Source organism: Tardiphaga sp. GW822-FHT04G09 (assembly GCF_058800725.1).
The window spans coordinates 17348-34425 of record NZ_JBXAMO010000031.1 but is presented as its reverse complement, the minus strand read 5'-3'; the positions used below and the strand labels follow the sequence as shown (position 1 = coordinate 34425).

The following is a 17078-nucleotide window of genomic DNA, read 5'->3' as shown; positions in this document are numbered from 1 at the left end:
TGCGAGCCCAATCATCCTTCGGCCTCAACAGATAAAGCAAGAAAGTGCAAGGTTCGAGCAGCCACTTGCCTTCACTTGGTGAGCTACGATCGCATATCGAGCATAATGCAACTGGCGCAGAGCAAGCTCGTGACAGTCGTTCTTCACGCAGCTGCTCTTATGGGCGTTTGCGGACTGTGAAACTTCGATTCTTGCCGCTCTTCATTTCGCGCTGCAGCTTCGTCGTAAAAGTTTCCACTTTTTCCCGATCCCAACGGAACCGCTGCTTGTTTGCCCCGTTCATGCAGTCCACATCAACGGAGAAATTAACAATGAAGGCACGTTTTCTTCTCAGCACGGCGGTAAGTTTGGTTTTTGCCACCGCGGCATTTGCTCAGTCACCGAGCGCAACAACCACCTCTCCCGCCGCGCAGCAGGCTCAATCCCCGAGCACTTCTTCGTCGGCGACACAAAAGTCACCCGACCTGACCACCAATCAGTCCACGTCAACCTCCATGGGCACGTCCGGCAGCCCACCACAAGCGCAGACAACCCCTCCGTCATCGTCGGCCGGGCCTTCGTCACAGCCCGCCCAAGCCCAGACCAATACTTCGGCATCGACCAACGGCGGCCAGGCTCAGTCACCCGCTAACAGCAATCCCAACACTGGTGCTCAGCCAGCGACCACGAACAATACGGCCCAGACTCCTTCGATTAGCAACACCACGCAAAGCCCTTCGACCAACAACACCGCACAAACTCCCTCGACGAACAACACCGCGCAATCGTCATCGACGAACATCAATGCTTCCGTCAGCATCAACGACCAGCAGCGCACGCGCGTTACCCAATCAATTTCGCGGCTCAACGTGCAGCCGGTCAACAATGTCAATTTTGCACTGACCGTGGGGGCTTCTGTTCCCCGGGATATTCGGCTGCAAACGCTCCCGTCTGACGTGGTCGAAGTCGTGCCCCAATATCGCGGCTATAGCTTCTTCATGGTGCGGGATGAAATCGTCATCGTTGAACCTTCGACCTACCAGATCGTAACCGTGCTGCCGCGCTCGGGCGATTCAACGGCCGCGGCGCCGCCACAGCCCCGCTCGAAAGTCTCTTTTACCGACAAGGATAGGGACGTTGTGCGCAAGCACGTCAAGACGAGAATTACTGAACGTCAAACGACGGGCAGCTCGGCAAAGACGGTCATCCACCGCGGCGAGCGCCTGCCAGAGACTGTCGACGTCGAAGAGTTTCCCGATGCTGTTTACCGGGAAGCTCCTTCGCTGCGCGACTACCGCTATATCCATCGCGAGAACCGCACCTATCTGGTCGACCCACGCGAGCGCATGGTGATCGAAGAAATCGACTGATAGGACCAAAACAGGGGTGGCCCGATGGGCCGCTCCTTTCCTTGGCGGCGCGATCCAATGAAAAGTGAGATCGCAAAACGTCGGCAGTATCGACGTTCGCGCGCCTTGGCCTCCGGCCCAGACGACCGGCAATGCAACCAGTGCCTATCGCCCCGAATACATCGCCCCTTAATCGTCCACCACAAACAACTCCCTCGTCTGCTTGAAGCTGCCTCTCTCGTTGAAGAAACATGAACCTTGTATCGATAGATATTGCCACTTTTTCCCGACGTTGTTAACCTGTCATATGGAATCACTAGATTCCACGAAGTGGTGCAACCATGACCCTTAACAATCCATCCCAAGTATCAAACATCATGCGGTTGTCCCGTCCCCAATGTGGCGAAGCGGCAGGATTGATGAGAATCATGTCGGTCGGCACAGTTCGTCGCAAGGTTGGGATCTCGTGCGCACGCACCTTCGAGAACGCCTATCGGATTTGGCCGGTTGACGCTGTTGAGAGTGGTACTCATCGGTAGAGGCTGGGCCTTGGGCAGGGATGGGAAAGCTGGTGAGGCCGCAAACTATAATCGCTCCGAACTAGAGTATACAGATCAAAAGCTACTTAATTAGCCATTCAGAGTGCATTCATCAAACAAGCCTTATACCGCCTTTTAGACGCACCGTCTGGCAAGTAGGTGAGGAATATGTCCTTTGACCCGATGGCCGCAGTAGTTGATTGGCTAGATGCTTATCGCTCAGGCGACCTTGAAACCATTTTAGGATTTTACGCTAAAGACGCTACGATCGAATGTGATTGCAGTAGTGGGGCAACTATAAATGGTCACGAGGCTTTGCGAGCGTTTTGGAAGCAGCGCTTAAAGGACCATCCGGCGGCAGAATTGGACAATCTCCAGCCGGCCCGTGCTGGCGTCGCCATTACCTACGTTTGCCACGGCGCCGCCATCCGCGGTGATTTTGAATTTGATATTGCTGGCCAGATCATTTTCCAAAAGTGCGGCCCATCAAATTAGGGCGTGTACTCATTTAATCGAGGCTTGCGTGCGCGACCCCATCTGGCGCAACCGCTCCACACTTGTGAGGGATCGGTGAGCGAGCGGGGAGATATCTATCGACTGCTGCGCGGAGTTCAAGCCGTAAGAGCATTGCTGGGCCAGCATATCAAGCCAACGCCGCCTTGGAACGCCGTCGATACTGCCGATCGGCTGATCGATGTGCTCGACGATCGAGAATTCGTGCGACCCTCGATCGACTAAGCCGCGCAGAGTCATCCGGCTGGTCGGGTATCATGGCGATCCTTGTCTATTACGAGCTGAAGCTGGCTCTGGAACGAACTACGATTGCTCCAATTAAGACATCGACGTCGCCACCAAGGCCATGGAGGGAGCGCATGCCGAAGCCGATGGAGAAATGAGTGCATACCACAACAAGATTCGCCATCCTTCGCGTCCTCAATAGCAATGTCGACTTAGGAAAGGGCAAGTCCCTTCCGCAAGGAGTCTATGAGGGCACCATCCATATCGTTCATTTTAGCATTAAGGGACGCCGCGTTGAGCAGATGTCCAAGGTGTCAATTAGTTTGTCTGCGGAGTTTCTAACGCAGATTCTAGGAGACCGACTTAACGGCAATCGATCGGACGTGGTTGCCGATTTCACCGCGAACTTTAGGAACGGCGACATTGTCGAGATTCCGTTCAATGATCGCGACCGAGAAAGCCGACGCCCATCTGATAAGAAGCCAAATGGCCAGCGCAAACCAGGTAGTCGCGACTAGGCGCTCCCAGCAGCTCCGCAGAACTCCTATTGAGTCAATATTTCATGGTCTCTCGCGTTTCGATACGACCGCCATGATGTTTTCTTTTGGCCGGCCGCAGCAGCTATCAAAACATGCTCGTTGGCGCCCCACGTAATTGCCGCGACCGTCTCCTCCCTGCCAGTCTGCGCGGGCCGAACCACGCTTGTGGCGACCTCCCTATCGATCAGAAGAGGCGGTACTTTTATTGGCCGCATGGCGATCCCCGCATATTGCGCTTCGATGACAGGCTTCCCCCTTGGCTGCTCCTCAAGTTCCTTACTCCGCTGGAGCCCGGCCTTGAGCCACCGGACGCCGATCCCCACCCAGGCAGGTACAGCGCCCCTTTGACGCGCCCGCGCCGCGATGGGTCAGCCGCACCAAGACTGACCGGGCAATCGCCTTGTTCATCACTGTGACGTGGCTGCCGAAGCGCCTGGTGCGATGAGCGGCTGTCAGGGCAATTGCGACGCTTTTTGAGGACTAGAACGCGGCTACCAAAGCTGGCGCCCAGCAAGTTTTCGTAGGCCGGGACCGAATCTTGCCTACTTGCCTCGTTCGTCCGGCGATAGAGGTACCCTGACCGTCGCCGAGAGCGAGACCTAGCGCATATTCTCGAATGTCCGCATCGCTGAGATGACCGCCTTGGTCAGGTATGGCTTTGGAATGAAAAGCGCGTTGGCCGGAATCGTCATCGGCCTCGCCTTCCCAGTTGTGATGATGATGTTGACCGGCGGCCACCTGTCACGAACAGTAGCCGCCAGTGCGATCCCATCCATGGAGCCCGGCATGTCGATATCCGTGAAAATGAGATGGATATCCTGACGGGCCTCCAAGACCGCTATGGCTTGATGGGCATCGCCCACCTGAAGGACTAGGAAGCCCGCATCGCCCAGCTCTTCGCTAACTAGATCTCGAATAAGGGGATCATCCTCAACAACTAGCACCGTCGGCATTCCGAAACCTCCAGTGCCTGTATGTCCTCTCCTAAGTTAGCTAACGCACAATCGTTCCGAATCGTCACTTCGGGGACTTGAGATTCGAGTCCCGCCATGCCTTCGACCGAGCATCCGCTTCGTAGTCACGAGCTTTTTGTAAGTGAGCCTGCTTGGCTTTGCCCTCAGGGAGCTCGCCAGCCTTGTCAGACTGGATTTTCGCCAGTCGGCGGTTTTCGTCAGCGTCGGTCATTGGCTTCATGACACACCTCCGGTTTTTTCAGACCGGATAATGGATTTCTGTTCAGGGAGTTCCCGCATAAGGAACATACATTCTGCCGGCGCCTGGAAGCTAACTGAGGCAACAAGACTGGGCATCCGGTCGCGTTCTCGGGTTTCTTTTTCCTTTCTCGAGGAAAGTTCAGGAACAGCTGACACTGAAAACCCGGTTCATAGCCGGAAAGCAGCTTACGCTCGATGCGGCTTCGACCTTCCACCGGAGTAATCGGGACCTCGGCTGCCTACCGGCGCTGCTCGGCGCAAACTCGCTGCTCATCGGGCCTTTGAATTCCACCTGTCCATCTCAAGCTACAAGCGGCCAGAACATTCCGATCTCCCGTTATCCTCGCAGTGTTGCCGCAATGCCGAACATGCAGCGTATCGCCGATGCTGCACCGTCAAAGGACGGCGGCAAGAAATTTTGCTGTCCGGCCGCGGGCTTCCCTTGCGACATGCGCAGGCGTGCCAGCCGCCACTATCTGGCCCCCCTCGTCTCCCGCGCCGGGCCCCATGTCGATGATCCAGTCGCTCGCAGCCGCGACGGTCATGTCGTGCTCTACGACGATGACCGTGTTGGCGGCTTCGACAAGACCGTGAAGCTGCGTCATCAGCTTGGCCACGTCGGACGGATGCAGGCCGGTTGTGGGCTCATCGAGCACGTATAGCGTCTCGCCCCGATGCCCCCTCTGCAGCTCTGTGGCGAGTTTGACGCGCTGGGCCTCACCTCCCGAGAGCTCCGTTGCCGATTGGCCGAGCCGGATGTATCCGAGCCCCACCTCGCGAAGCACTCTCAGTGACCGTCGAAGCGGATCATCATCCGAGAAGAAATCAAACGCCTCGTCGACAGTCATCGCAAGCACGTCCGCCACGGATTTGTGCCGGATCTTGATTTCCAATGTCTTGGCATTGTAGCGCGCGCCCTTGCAGGTCGGACAAGGCGCGTACACGCTTGGCAGAAATAGCAGTTCGACGCTGACGAAGCCCTCCCCCTGACATGTCCCGCACCGTCCCTTCGCGACGTTGAAGGAGAATCTGCCCGCATCGTAGCGCCTGGCGCGAGCTTGTTTGGTGGAGGCGAAGAGCTTCCGGACATGATCAAGCAAACCGGTGTACGTCGCCAGGTTCGACCGCGGCGTACGGCCGATCGGTTTCTGGTCCACCACGACCAGCCGTCTGATCAGGTCAAGGCCCTCAGTAATCTTGCCGCCCAGTGTCTTGACCGGCGTCTCCAATCCGTCGTCTTCGTCGGTGGCTTCCTTCCGTTGACCCAACTCGTCGCCGACGGCGTCCACGAGGAATTGCCCGATGAGACTGGACTTGCCCGATCCGGAAATGCCGGTGACGCTCGTAAATACGCCCAACGGAATGTCGGCGTCCACACCGCTCAGATTGTTCCGCGTGACGCCACGAAGCTTGAGCCATCCTCGGGCTTGCCGAGGAGCCTTCGACGTCCCTTCGGCGGCCTCACCGAAAAGGTAGGGTCGCGTTTTTGATCCCTGAACGTCCGCCAAACCTGCCAGCGGGCCGCTGTACATGATCCTGCCGCCCTGAGCACCGGCCTCGGGACCGACATCGACGACCCAGTCGGCATGTCGCACGACATCCAGTTCGTGCTCGACGATGAACAAGGAATTGCCCGAACTCTTCAAACGGTCCAGTGCCCGCAGCAGTGCCTCTGTATCTGCCGGATGCAGCCCGGCAGATGGCTCGTCGAGGACGTACACCACACCGAAGAGATTGGACCGCACCTGCGTTGCCAATCGAAGCCGCTGCAGTTCACCCGGCGAGAGCGTAGGCGTGCTGCGTTCGGGCGTCAGATATCCGAGGCCGAGGTCCAACAGCACCTCCAGGCGGTTGGACATGTCTTCGGTGATCCGTTGCACGACCAAAGCCTTCTCAGGATGTCCGGCGAATTCCTTATTCCGTCCCTTGAGATGCCCTCTCAGAAGTGAATGCAGTTGCTTGAGCGGCAAACGCGCAATCTCCGCGATATCCATATCAGCGAAAGTGACTGAAAGAGGCTCGGGCTTCAGTCGCTTGCCCCTGCAGACCGGACAATCCGAACTCGACAGATACTGCGCGACCCTGCGTTTCATCATCGCACTCTGCGTGGTGGCGAAGGTTTGCAGCACATATTTCCGCGCGCCGGTGAACGTCCCCTGATAGCTTGGCTCCTCCCTCCGCTTTAGCGCACGTTTGGTCTCGGCCGGCGTATATCCGGCGTAGACCGGCACGGTTGGCTGCTCATCCGTGAACAGGATCCAGTCACGATCCTTCTTCGGCAGTTCACGCCACGGCTTATCGACATCGTAGCCCAGCGTCACCAAGATGTCCCTGAGGTTCTGCCCCTGCCAGGCACTCGGCCATGCAGCCACCGCACGTTCCCGGATCGTCAAAGTGTCGTCCGGCACCAGCGACCTCTCGTCGACCGCATGGACGCGACCGATGCCGTGGCAATTCGGACATGCGCCCTCCGGCGTATTCGGCGAAAACGACTCCGCGGACAGCAGAGACTGATTCAGAGGATAGTGCCCGGCTCGCGAGTAGAGCATCCGCAGAAGGTTGGACAAAGTCGTTACGCTGCCGACCGACGACCGGGTGGTCGGCGAGCCCCGCTGCTGCTGCAGTGCCACGGCAGGCGGGAGTCCGTCGATCGAATCGACTTCCGGCACCGCCATCTGATGAAAGAGCCTGCGGGCGTACGGAGAGACCGACTCGAGATATCGGCGCTGTGCTTCCGCGTACAGCGTCCCGAAAGCCAGAGACGACTTTCCAGATCCGGAGACGCCCGTAAACACCACGAGCGCGTCACGCGGGATCTCGAGCGAAACATCTTTAAGATTATGCTCGCGCGCTCCGCGAACCCGCACGAAGCCCTGGTCGGCTCCCGAGTCCGAATTGCGCGACCCACCGATCCTTCTGTCCATCCTGTCCTCCAAGCACGCGCGCCCACGATTTCGATGGAGACGAAACCTCCGCGATCGAGCGCGGTTCCCTCGACGGCCTTCCCGTCCGATCTGGTTTTTACCGTCGCAGTCACACTTTTCCGCGACCGAACTGACCCTCATTCAAGACTACGCGATCCAGGCACGCGTCAGACGCCGCCAGCGAATTCTGAAGCACGAATTCGAATTGTCGGCGTTCTGCCGAAGGTTCTGCAGGAGATCGAATTGGGGCCCGGAATCGCATCGCGCGAGATCGGCAGGAGGACTGCTCCTGGACTAAGATTTCTGTACCGTTACGACGACTGAATCAGCCAAGCTTGGCACAACGATTAGCAGCTTCACCGCGCCAGCTTTGTAGGCCTGCACAAACGCTGCGTAGTCCTTGAACGAAACGCAGCCGTTCGATTCCCCTTTTGGCCCCATGAGATAACTGTGGGTTAGGAGTCCGGAACGGCCGAATAGGTCTCCTTGACCAACAGGTTTCATTCTCAATGCATCGACGCCGTGAAACGGCCTCTCTCGCATCGAGAGTTCATAGACCTGCGGCGGCGTCGCACCCCGATTGCGCACGTTCACGTGCATTGGGTCGTCCATCAATTCACCCAATCCAGAATGGGCTTCAAGGCGGGTGCCGTCCGGCATGTAAACGGTTCGAGCGGAGATGTCGTATAGAGCGGCCCGCTTCTCCGCCAATGTGGGTGGAGCACTATCTCTTCCGTCGCTGGAAATGCCACCGTCGGGGGACGCCGAAGCGACCAGACTTTCGGACGGCTGCAGCATGGCGAATACCTTTCGCAGTGCTGTGCTCACCTTGGATAGTGGATCCGTCGTTCCGGATATTTGCTCGGCAAGCGACACCGCGCCAATGTTCGCCATCAAACCGAGGGCCGCAGGACGAACGCGCGGCAGTGGTATCTTCGCCGGCGTTTTCGTTGTTTCGAACGAGGCCCCTATGGGCAAAGGCCGCGACCGCAACGCTTGCGCCAACTGCAACTTCGCTAGCTGAATTTCGAGATCAGCGCGCGAAGCCGACGCTCCGTAATCGACATCTTCGGGAAAACGTTTGGAAAATGAAGTGTCACCAGGTCGCGGATTATATAGCCCTGCAGTCGGCGAAAGGTGCGCCGAAGTCTGCCGCTCAAAAACGCTGTCGTAAAAAATTAGCCCCGCAGCCAACGCTCCGGCAGACGCAACCGTGATGGCAATGTAAGACCAACGCAACTTGTGTCCTCGGGCCCGATCCAGACAACTATTCAGTGATTGAAGCTCAAATCAAGACGGCGAATTTGGAAGCGGCGAGAACTGCCCTTTGGTGGTACCGGGATAATACTAAACCGCTACGAGATCTCACGCTGCGAGCCGAAGGTATGATCAAGAGCCGCCGTCGAAACCCCCGCATCGTCAATCGAATGATGTCGATGTGAAGATCCGGGCTTTAGGGGGTCACGCTGCGGAGACCGTTGCGCGGCAAGCTCCGCGGGATCATTTCCCGCACCGCCGTGATGGAATTCCGGCCTGGCTTATGCGGCAGCGGAAAGGCGTCATCACAGTCAGGCGCGCTCGTTCGGCCGACAGGTCGGTCGAATAGTTTGCCACAACTGATCAGTCGCAACGTGTTCGATGTCGAATACAGCCCCCTCAATTCTGGATCGCCCTGATTTACTCCCGAGTGGTCCCGCTCGCGGCAGCCTTGGCAGCAGCGGTACCGACCGAGCGCACCCCAGCCGCGTATATTTCCACCACCCTTTCGAAGGTCTCGTCATAGGAATAGACCTGCAAGAATGAACCGATGATCTGATGCGTTGCAAAGCCGCGAACTAAGCTCCAAAGCATGGACAAGGCATCTTCTGCGTGCTGTCCATGCATCTCACATTCGGCGAGAACAGATTTGATGAGATCGCAAAGCTCGTTGTGGGCCACCCGCCACTCGGCGGATTCATTTGCGGGCTTCCTCGATGCGGCAGCCCATAAGGCAGGACGCTCCAACGCATATTGTCGCATTTCTCGCGCAACCGACCTCAAAGCGTCAAAGGACGTTCTGTTCTCGCAAGCTGCCTTGAACCTGGCTAGCTGGTCGCGACAGCCCTTAATAGCGAAGAATCTTCGCAATTCGGGAGTCGAACATCGTTTGTCGGGGGCGACGTTCTCCACCTCTGCGGCGAGATCTCTAGCAAGCAGCTGATCCCAGGATGCCGAGAGTATTTCATCGACGTTGAAGCTGCGTTCGTGGTTCACGACTCCAACCCCTCGTTCAGCAGAAAGCCGCTTGCGTCTGCAGATATCCGACCTCGATCACATCGCCTCGCGTGTTGACTCTTCTACATTGCCTAGAGACCGGCCTTGGGGAGGTCGTGAATAATAGAAAGAAAGCATTGAGATCACCTGGAAAACTCGCCTGAAGCTCGGCACCCGAATCCCAAACGCACAGGACCAGGCAGTTTTCCGACCACACCCCATCGGCAGACACGCATCTTGCGCAAAGTGGTGTGGAGAAAACTACGCGCTTCGGTTCGACCAGAACAAGAGGTGGAAACCCTAGCGTTTGCGTGGCCCTATTCTCCTTGTGTAGAACAATGGCTCGCGGGAGCGAAACGTTTGGCTTAGCTGGCAGTGTCTCTTTCGGTTGTGTCTTTTGACAATGATGCTCCGCAGATTGCATCTCCGGCCCCGTATTTTGCGGTTCAGCGAAAAGCTACTAAGATTCGTCGGAGTAAACGTGCTACGACCCCAGTTTCGAGTTGCGCTCGTTTATAGCTGATGCTCAGTGCTTTTAATCGGCGGCTGTGGACCAATTCGTCGGCTGACCTACGGTTAAGGAACGGCAAAAACGTGAAAACGGTATTCTCGACCTCTTCGGTTCACCCCCGCGACCGATTCGATTATTGGCACAGTGTCGCCTGCAAGGAGATCGTAGGTCATGACTCTGTGCCGGAAAATCGGGCGACGTTTGAAGCTGAGATCACCGCTGCGAAGTTCGGCAGCCTGGACCTTGTTGAATTCAGCAACTCGCCGATGCAGGTAGCTCACACGCGGGCCCACGTCGAGCGCACCAGCCCGGACACGGTATTCCTTTGTTACCAATTGTCGGGGAGCATACTTGTCGCCCAGAACGCACGCGAGGTGAACCTGAACGCCGGTTCGCTGATGCTGCTGGAGCCGCGCTTACCTTATGATGCGAGGTTTTCGCGAAACTCGAAGACCCTCCTCATCAAGGCTCCGCGTCGTGAGCTACGCGCGCGGATCGGTGGAAACCGCGAGTTGATCGGGCGTCACGTGACGGCCGAGCTCGCGGACGATGATCTCGCGCTTTCGATCGCCGCGAAACTGCCATCGCTCGCCGGGAGGACAGCTTCTATAACGGCAGAAATGGTTGGCAATCACGTGCTCGATCTAATCGGATTATCCATTGCTAGAACGCTTGGGAGCGCTACCGTTCGCCTGTCGAATCCAAAAGCATTATTGCTGGGACAGATTCGTTCTGTGGTGGAGGCGAGGCTCACCGATCCCGACCTCGATGGACAGAAGGTCGCTGATATCGTTGGAATAAGCGTCCGATACGCCAATGCGCTTCTTGCGGAACAGGATTCCTCGCTTCACCGTTTCATTCTATCGAGACGGCACTCGCGTTGCCGGGCTGCTTTCGAAGACCCCAGCCAGTATCGTAAAATAGCCGAAATCGCACAGGGATGGGGATTTTCGGACATGACGCATTTCGGCCGCTGCTTTAAAGCGGCTTATGGGGTTTCGCCCCGCGAGTATCAGAAGGCGGCGGCGAAATCCCGGCAAGGTGGTCGGCTCTGATCTTGGGCAACTTCGAGAGAAAATAGTGGTGCCCTCAACGCCGATGCTCGGCTTTCGCGCCGCAGACAAACTTCGCGGCAGGATTGTTCATTGGGCCGATTTTCAGCCAGAAGCTGCGAACCTTTCAGAAGCTGTGGGCGCCTTGTCGAACTGGCCTTACCGTCAAAACGTCTCGCAAGAACGTCGATCGCGGAGCACGTGCCAGCGAGATGGCTCCCGGAGCAATGGACAAGATGAGGGACAAGCGCGCCCAGTGCAGACGATCAGGCTGATCTGAAGCAGCGCCTGCTCAAAGGCCCGCGAAATGCCCCGACATCCGGCTCGATCGCAAAGCCAATATAAGGAGGAGCGCTACTTCAGCAGTATCCACGCCGGAGCATGGTCGCTTGGATCGAGCTTGCCGCGCACCTTTCGGTCGACACCGGCCTTTGCAAGCCGCGGGCTCAGCGCTGGGCTCAGAAGCAGATGGTCAATGCGAAGGCCAGCGTCACGCTCGTAGCGGCTCCGCCAATACGACCAGAACGTATACATCGGCTCATCCGGATGCTGCTCGCGCAGCGCATCGATCCAACCGTGCTTGAGAAGCTCACCGAACGCTAACCTACTTTCGGGCTGCACTAGCGCATCCTTATCCCACGATTTCGTCGGGTAGATGTCGAAAGGGGTCGGTACGACGTTGAAGTCGCCGGCGATAACCGCCGGAGCACCTGACTTGAGTAACTTGCCGGCGTGCGTGTTCAAACGCTTCAGCCAGGCGAGCTTGTAATCGAACTTCGGTCCCGGTTGTGGATTTCCGTTGGGTGCGTAGACGCAGCCAACGATGACGCCGTCCACCGCAGCCTCGATGTAGCGGCTCTGGTCGTCGCTCCCGTCACCAGGCAAACGTCTGCGCGTTACCAAGATCTCCGGTTTTCTGGCGAGGATTGCGACCCCATTCCAAGTCCTCTGCCCAACCCACTCGGCAGAGTAACCCGCTTTGCGCAGCGGACCTTCCGGGAATTCAGACTTGGCGGCCTTCAACTCCTGAAGACACACCACGTCCGGCCTCGACGACTTCAACCACGCCAGCAAGTTGGGCAGCCGCTTGTTGACGTTATTGACGTTGAAGGTCGCAATCTTCACGCGCTGTCCTAATCCGAGGCCTGCGGACATTAATCTCAGTCAGGACGGTCGTGGAGATTTGAAAATCTTGTCGATCGTGATGGGGAAATCACGCACCCGCACACCAGTTGCGTGAAAGATCGCATTGGCAACGGCCGACGCGGTTCCTACGATGCCGATCTCGCCCAGGCCCTTTACGCCAAGCGGGCTGACCTTGTCATCCTTTTCATCCACGAAGATCACTTCAATATCCTCGATGTCGGCATGGGCCGGAACGTGATATTCGCCGAGATTGGCATTCATAATCTTGCCGAGGCGATGATCCGTCATGGCTTCCTCATGAAGCGCCATGCCAATTCCCATCACCACGCCGCCCAGAATCTGGCTGCGGGCTGTCTTGGGATTGAGGATTTTGCCCGCCGCCGCCGCACACACGACGCGCGTCACGCGCACGACGCCCAGATCTTCATCCACGTGCACCTCCGCGAACACGGCCGAATGCGTGTAGCTGATATATTTCCGCATCTGGAGCGGGTTCGGGCCGACTTTGCCCTGCCCGGTGATTTCCGTGAGCTCGGCGGCGTGCATGACTTCGAACACGGAAAGCCCGCGCGCCGGATCATCCTTCCGGAAGATGCGGCGATTCCCAACCTCGACGTCTTCGAAATTTGCATCGGCAAGAGGCGAATTGGCCATCTTCCTCGCCTGTTTGAAAAGCGACTGCTTGACTGCATCACATGCGGCCCGAACCGCTGAACCGTTTGAGGCGGCGGTCCACGAACCTCCTTCGACCGGCGACATCGGAAGTGTCGAATCGCCGATCCGGGCCTGAACGTCTTCAAGCGGCAATCCAAACGCTTCGGCGCCGATTTGCGTTAGGATCGTCCAGGTCCCGGTGCCAACATCAGACGCCGCCGTCGCCACTTCGAGCGTCCCGTCTACCTTGAGAGTCGCAGTGGCCTGCGCCTTCTGCAGAAAGGCGTCCCACATGCCTGTCGAGACGCCCCATCCAATCAGTTCGCGACCATCCTTCACAGCACGCGGCTCGGGCTTTCGCTTTTCCCACCCGAATGCCGCAGCGCCTTCACGGTAGCACTCCAGAAGTGCCTTGGATGTGAACTGTTTGTTAGTGTTCTCGTCCTTGGATGCAAAATTGATGCGTCGGACCTCGAGAGGATCGATGCCGAGTTCATAGGAAAGTTCGTCGAGCGCGCATTCGAATGCCGTCACTCCGATCGCAGCGCCCGGCGCGCGCATATCGCACGGCGTCGCTGTATCGACTTTGGCAAGCTGATAGCTCAGCTTGACGTTGTAGCAGTGATACATCATCCCCGACCAGTTGACGACAGCCTCCTGATAATCCTCGTAATGCGAGGTCGAAGCAACAGCATCATGCATGATCGACTGCAGTCGCCCATCGCGATCCGCGGCGAGCGATATCGTGTGGTAGTTTTCTGGCCGGTAGCCGATATGAAACATCTGTGCGCGCGTCAGCGACACCCGCACCGAGCGCTCGAGTAAGAGACTGGCCATAACGGCGAAGAATAGTTGATGCTGCGGCCGCAAGCCGGCGCCGAAGGCGCCGCCGACATAATGATTGACGAGGCGAACATCCTTGCTGCGCAGGCCGAACACCGAAGTGACATAGCCCTGCGCATTCTGTGAGCCCTGCGTCTTGTCATAGATGGTCAGCTTGCCGCCGCCCTCGAACACGCAGGTGGTGGCAAACATTTCCATCGGATTGTGGTGTTCGGCATTGATCCGGTAATCCTGACTGATTTTGACAGGCGCATCGTGAAAGGCCTGCTCAGCATTGCCGCGCGGAGCCGGCGGCGGCGGGATGCCACTACGCTTCTTCGGCGGCACATAGGCCTCCGACCGTTTCATCTTCAGCTCGGTACAATGCGCATCGATATCATAGGCAATGCGAATCAGGGAGGCCGCGTCGCGTGCGGCCTCAAACGTTTCGGCCACGATCAACGCAACGGGCTGGCCATCGAACAGGATGCGATCTGAGTGCAAAGGCCGGAACGGATGGCCGGGAGGCGCGACTTCATCCCGCCAGCTACGATCAAGCCATGCCGCCTTGCCACGATTTTCGTGCGTGAAGATTTCGACGACGCCTGGAAACTGCCTTGCTGCATCGAGGTCCATCGACGCGATCCGTCCGGTAGCGATCGTGCTGCCGACGATGTATCCATAAAGCAGATTGTCAGCGGGATATTCCGCTGCGTATTGCGCCTGACCGGTCACCTTCAGCTTGCCGTCGACCCGGCTGGTGGGACGTCCAATATGCGTGATTTCGCTAAGTGACATGTGACGTTCCCGTTGCATTTTTACTGAATCGATTTGTCGGACTGGTCCTGCGGCGTACCCGCGACCGCCTGTTCCAACGCACGGACGATGGCGCGGCGAGCAAGATCGATCTTGAAATCGTTCTCGCCCTGTCCCTTCGCATCGCGCAGGATGAAATCGGCGACCTGCGCAAAACTCTGGGTCCCGGCTCGCTCGCCTTTGAGCGACCTTTCGGCGTCGAAATCCCGCCATGGCTTATGCGCGACCCCGCCGAGCGCGATCCGGACGTCCTGGATGATCCCCTCTTCCACGCGTAGCGCGGCGGCGACCGAGACCAGTGCGAAAGCATAGGACAGCCGGTCCCGGATCTTGAGATAGGTGTAATGGGCACCGAAGTCGGGCTGCGGGACGGTGATCGACGTAATGAGCTCGCCGACCTTTAGCGTGTTGTCGCGCTCGGGTTCCCCGCCAGGAAGGCGGTGGAAACCGGACATCGGGATCGATCGCCTGCCCTCGGCCCCCTCGACTTCGACGGATGCATCGAGCGCGGCCATCGCGACGCACATGTCTGACGGATGAACTGCAATACAGCTGTCGCTCGTGCCGAGAATGGCGTGAATGCGATTGACCCCACCGATGGCGGAGCAGCCACTTCTGGCTTCTCGCTTGTTGCAGGCCGTCGACGGGTCATAAAAATAATAGCAGCGGGTTCGCTGCATCAGGTTTCCCCCGGTTGTGGCTGCGTTTCGCAACTGCGGCGATGCGCCGGCAAGAATGGCGCTTGACAGCATTGGCCACTTTTCCCGGACGTTTGGATGCCACGCCAGATCGGAATTGGTTACGAGCGCGCCCACCCGCAGCGCTCCGCCGGAAGTAATTTCGATCGATTTGAGCGGAAGCCGGTTAATGTCGACCAGCCGCGACGGCTGCGCCACATCATATTTCATGAGGTCAACGAGATTGGTGCCGCCCGCCAGGGCGCGCGCTGCAGGTTCATTCAGCGCCGCGACGGCCTCAGCCACAGTGGCCGGTCGGGTATATTCGAACCGGTTCATTCGGCCGCCTCCTTCGCCGCGATGCGCGGCATCAGCACGTCCTCGACCGCGTCAGCGATATTGGTATAGGCGCCGCAGCGGCACAGATTGCCGCTCATATGCTCGCGTATCTCGGCGCGGCTACGGGTGTGGCCCTCCCTCAGCAGACCTACTGCCGAGCAGATCTGGCCAGGCGTGCAGTAGCCACATTGAAATGCGTCGCGCTCGATGAAGGCCGCCTGTAGCGGATGCAGTTCGCCGTTCTGAGCCAACCCCTCGATAGTGGTGATCTCGGCGCCATCGCGCGACACGGCGAGCGCCAAGCACGAATTGATGCGATTACCATCGACAAGCACGGTACAGGCGCCGCATTGTCCCTGATCGCATCCTTTCTTCGTTCCGGTGAGCGAGAGGCGCTCGCGCAACAGGTCCAGGAGCGTCACCCATGGCTCCACTTTGAATTCGTGCAACGTTCCGTTGACCGTTAACGAAATCGGGATTTGTGGTTGATTTGGGATCTGGTTCACGGGCGCCTCGCTCTGCGTTCGCCACCAGAACCATTCTAATCGTGGGATGTTCCGTTATTCAGCCTCAAGGATCGGCTTCCCCGCAGGTCGATCGACCTTTCCTGCTTCTGGCGTTTCAGCGCGTCGTCGGCCGCCAGGATGCTGTCGGGGACCGCCTGGGGCAAATGGGTAAGGAGAAGCGAGTGTTGTTCCACCGTGGCGCGATTTCCGTTGCCAGGAACAACAAGCGAGCAAGTTGATTCATCCAGCTCGGGGCATGAAAACGAACGAGGACAATATGAGGAACACGTTGATAGCAGTTACGGCAGCAGCAATGATGATTGCTCCAGCCGCATTCGCACAGAGCGGAGCAAATCCGAGCGCGCCTCAGGTCAATTCCGCAGGCAACGGCGTTACGCAGCCTGGCACTACCAGCACAGGCACGGCAGTCGATCGCCCGACATCGAGCACTCCACACGCGGCGCCACACGCTGCAGGATCGCAGACTGGCAACAATGCGAGCTCCCTGAGCGGATCGAACGCCGCGACGGGAACAACGGGGTCTAGCAGCTCTGCCGAAGGTCGCACTTCGGGCGGCGGCGGTGCCGGAGGTGGCGCAGGTGGCGGTGCCGGTGGCGGCAACTAGTGATACCACCCCACGGAACCAAAGGAGGCCCCGATTATCTTCGGGTCTCCTCGTTATGGGTCCTAGTTGCCGCGCCAAACGCGAGCAAAGCACTTTGCCTACTCAGCTCTGACTACATTCAGCGATCTTGCGCCGGTTCGAGAACGCGCGAACTTGTCGAAGAAATTGCCGGGGACGTGTCGTTGCAAAGGCGGCAAAAGCTCGAGCAGATGGGGTTCCAAAGGTTTAAGCCAACCGCCATTTTCGGAGGTAGCAGGGCTTCATCCCCACCTACATGCTCAGGCGACACCGGAGGAAGCGCGTCAAGACAATTCGTCCGGGATCACGTTCGACGAAGCTGACCACGGCGAGCCGCTGCATTGGCTCTACTGACCGCCCCTGTCTGACACGGGTCT

The 17078-nt window shown here is 58.2% G+C and carries 13 protein-coding genes; 4 read left to right on the top strand and 9 right to left on the bottom strand.

Annotated elements, in window-relative coordinates; translation table 11 throughout:
* Positions 1-311 precede the first annotated feature (311 nt).
* The 3 genes from AC1RLZ_RS29560 (at position 312) to AC1RLZ_RS29550 (ending at position 3123) form a co-directional block, all read left to right on the top strand.
* The gene (locus AC1RLZ_RS29560) at positions 312-1349 is read left to right on the top strand and encodes a DUF1236 domain-containing protein (RefSeq protein ID WP_493191573.1); all 1038 of its coding nucleotides are present in this window, start codon (positions 312-314) and stop codon (positions 1347-1349) included.
* Positions 1350-2035: 686 nt separating this feature from the next.
* The gene (locus AC1RLZ_RS29555; RefSeq protein ID WP_493191572.1) at positions 2036-2362 is read left to right on the top strand and encodes a nuclear transport factor 2 family protein; all 327 of its coding nucleotides are present in this window, start codon (positions 2036-2038) and stop codon (positions 2360-2362) included.
* A gap of 401 nt (positions 2363-2763) precedes the next feature.
* Positions 2764-3123, top strand: a complete 360-nt coding sequence (locus AC1RLZ_RS29550; RefSeq protein ID WP_493191571.1) for a hypothetical protein — start codon at positions 2764-2766, stop codon at positions 3121-3123.
* A gap of 620 nt (positions 3124-3743) precedes the next feature.
* Here the strand turns inward: AC1RLZ_RS29550 and AC1RLZ_RS29545 are convergent.
* The 5 genes from AC1RLZ_RS29545 to AC1RLZ_RS29525 form a co-directional block, all read right to left on the bottom strand.
* Positions 3744-4097, bottom strand: a complete 354-nt coding sequence (locus tag AC1RLZ_RS29545; RefSeq protein ID WP_493191570.1) for a response regulator — start codon at positions 4095-4097, stop codon at positions 3744-3746.
* 64 nt (positions 4098-4161) lie between these two features.
* Positions 4162-4338: a hypothetical protein gene (locus AC1RLZ_RS29540; RefSeq protein WP_493191569.1), complete on the bottom strand. Its 177-nt coding sequence runs from the start codon at positions 4336-4338 to the stop codon at positions 4162-4164.
* A gap of 415 nt (positions 4339-4753) precedes the next feature.
* On the bottom strand, positions 4754-7282 hold the full coding sequence (locus tag AC1RLZ_RS29535; protein WP_493191568.1) for an excinuclease ABC subunit UvrA: 2529 nt from the start codon (positions 7280-7282) through the stop codon (positions 4754-4756).
* A gap of 294 nt (positions 7283-7576) precedes the next feature.
* Positions 7577-8521, bottom strand: coding sequence for a DUF2778 domain-containing protein (locus AC1RLZ_RS29530; RefSeq protein WP_493191567.1), 945 nt, complete (start codon positions 8519-8521; stop codon positions 7577-7579).
* A 438-nt stretch (positions 8522-8959) separates the two neighbouring features.
* Positions 8960-9535: a TetR-like C-terminal domain-containing protein gene (locus tag AC1RLZ_RS29525; protein WP_493191566.1), complete on the bottom strand. Its 576-nt coding sequence runs from the start codon at positions 9533-9535 to the stop codon at positions 8960-8962.
* Between the two features lie 594 nt (positions 9536-10129).
* Here AC1RLZ_RS29525 and AC1RLZ_RS29520 point away from each other — a divergent pair.
* Positions 10130-11101: an AraC-like ligand-binding domain-containing protein gene (locus tag AC1RLZ_RS29520; RefSeq protein ID WP_493191565.1), complete on the top strand. Its 972-nt coding sequence runs from the start codon at positions 10130-10132 to the stop codon at positions 11099-11101.
* A gap of 351 nt (positions 11102-11452) precedes the next feature.
* Here the strand turns inward: AC1RLZ_RS29520 and xth are convergent, their stop codons facing one another.
* From xth to AC1RLZ_RS29500, 4 genes are read right to left on the bottom strand one after another with little or no spacing between them, the layout of a single operon-like run.
* A complete protein-coding gene (xth, locus tag AC1RLZ_RS29515; protein ID WP_493191564.1) occupies positions 11453-12223 on the bottom strand; it encodes an exodeoxyribonuclease III in 771 nt (256 codons plus the stop codon).
* Positions 12224-12262: 39 nt separating this feature from the next.
* Positions 12263-14518 carry a xanthine dehydrogenase family protein molybdopterin-binding subunit gene (locus AC1RLZ_RS29510; RefSeq protein WP_493191563.1) on the bottom strand — a complete coding sequence of 752 codons (2256 nt, stop codon included), beginning with the start codon at positions 14516-14518 and terminating at the stop codon, positions 12263-12265.
* 20 nt (positions 14519-14538) lie between these two features.
* Complete coding sequence (locus AC1RLZ_RS29505) at positions 14539-15552, bottom strand: FAD binding domain-containing protein (RefSeq protein WP_493191562.1); 1014 nt, start codon at positions 15550-15552, stop codon at positions 14539-14541.
* Positions 15549-16058, bottom strand: coding sequence for a (2Fe-2S)-binding protein (locus tag AC1RLZ_RS29500; protein ID WP_493191561.1), 510 nt, complete (start codon positions 16056-16058; stop codon positions 15549-15551). Before AC1RLZ_RS29500 ends, AC1RLZ_RS29505 begins: the two co-directional genes overlap by 4 nt.
* Positions 16059-17078: the final 1020 nt, after the last annotated feature.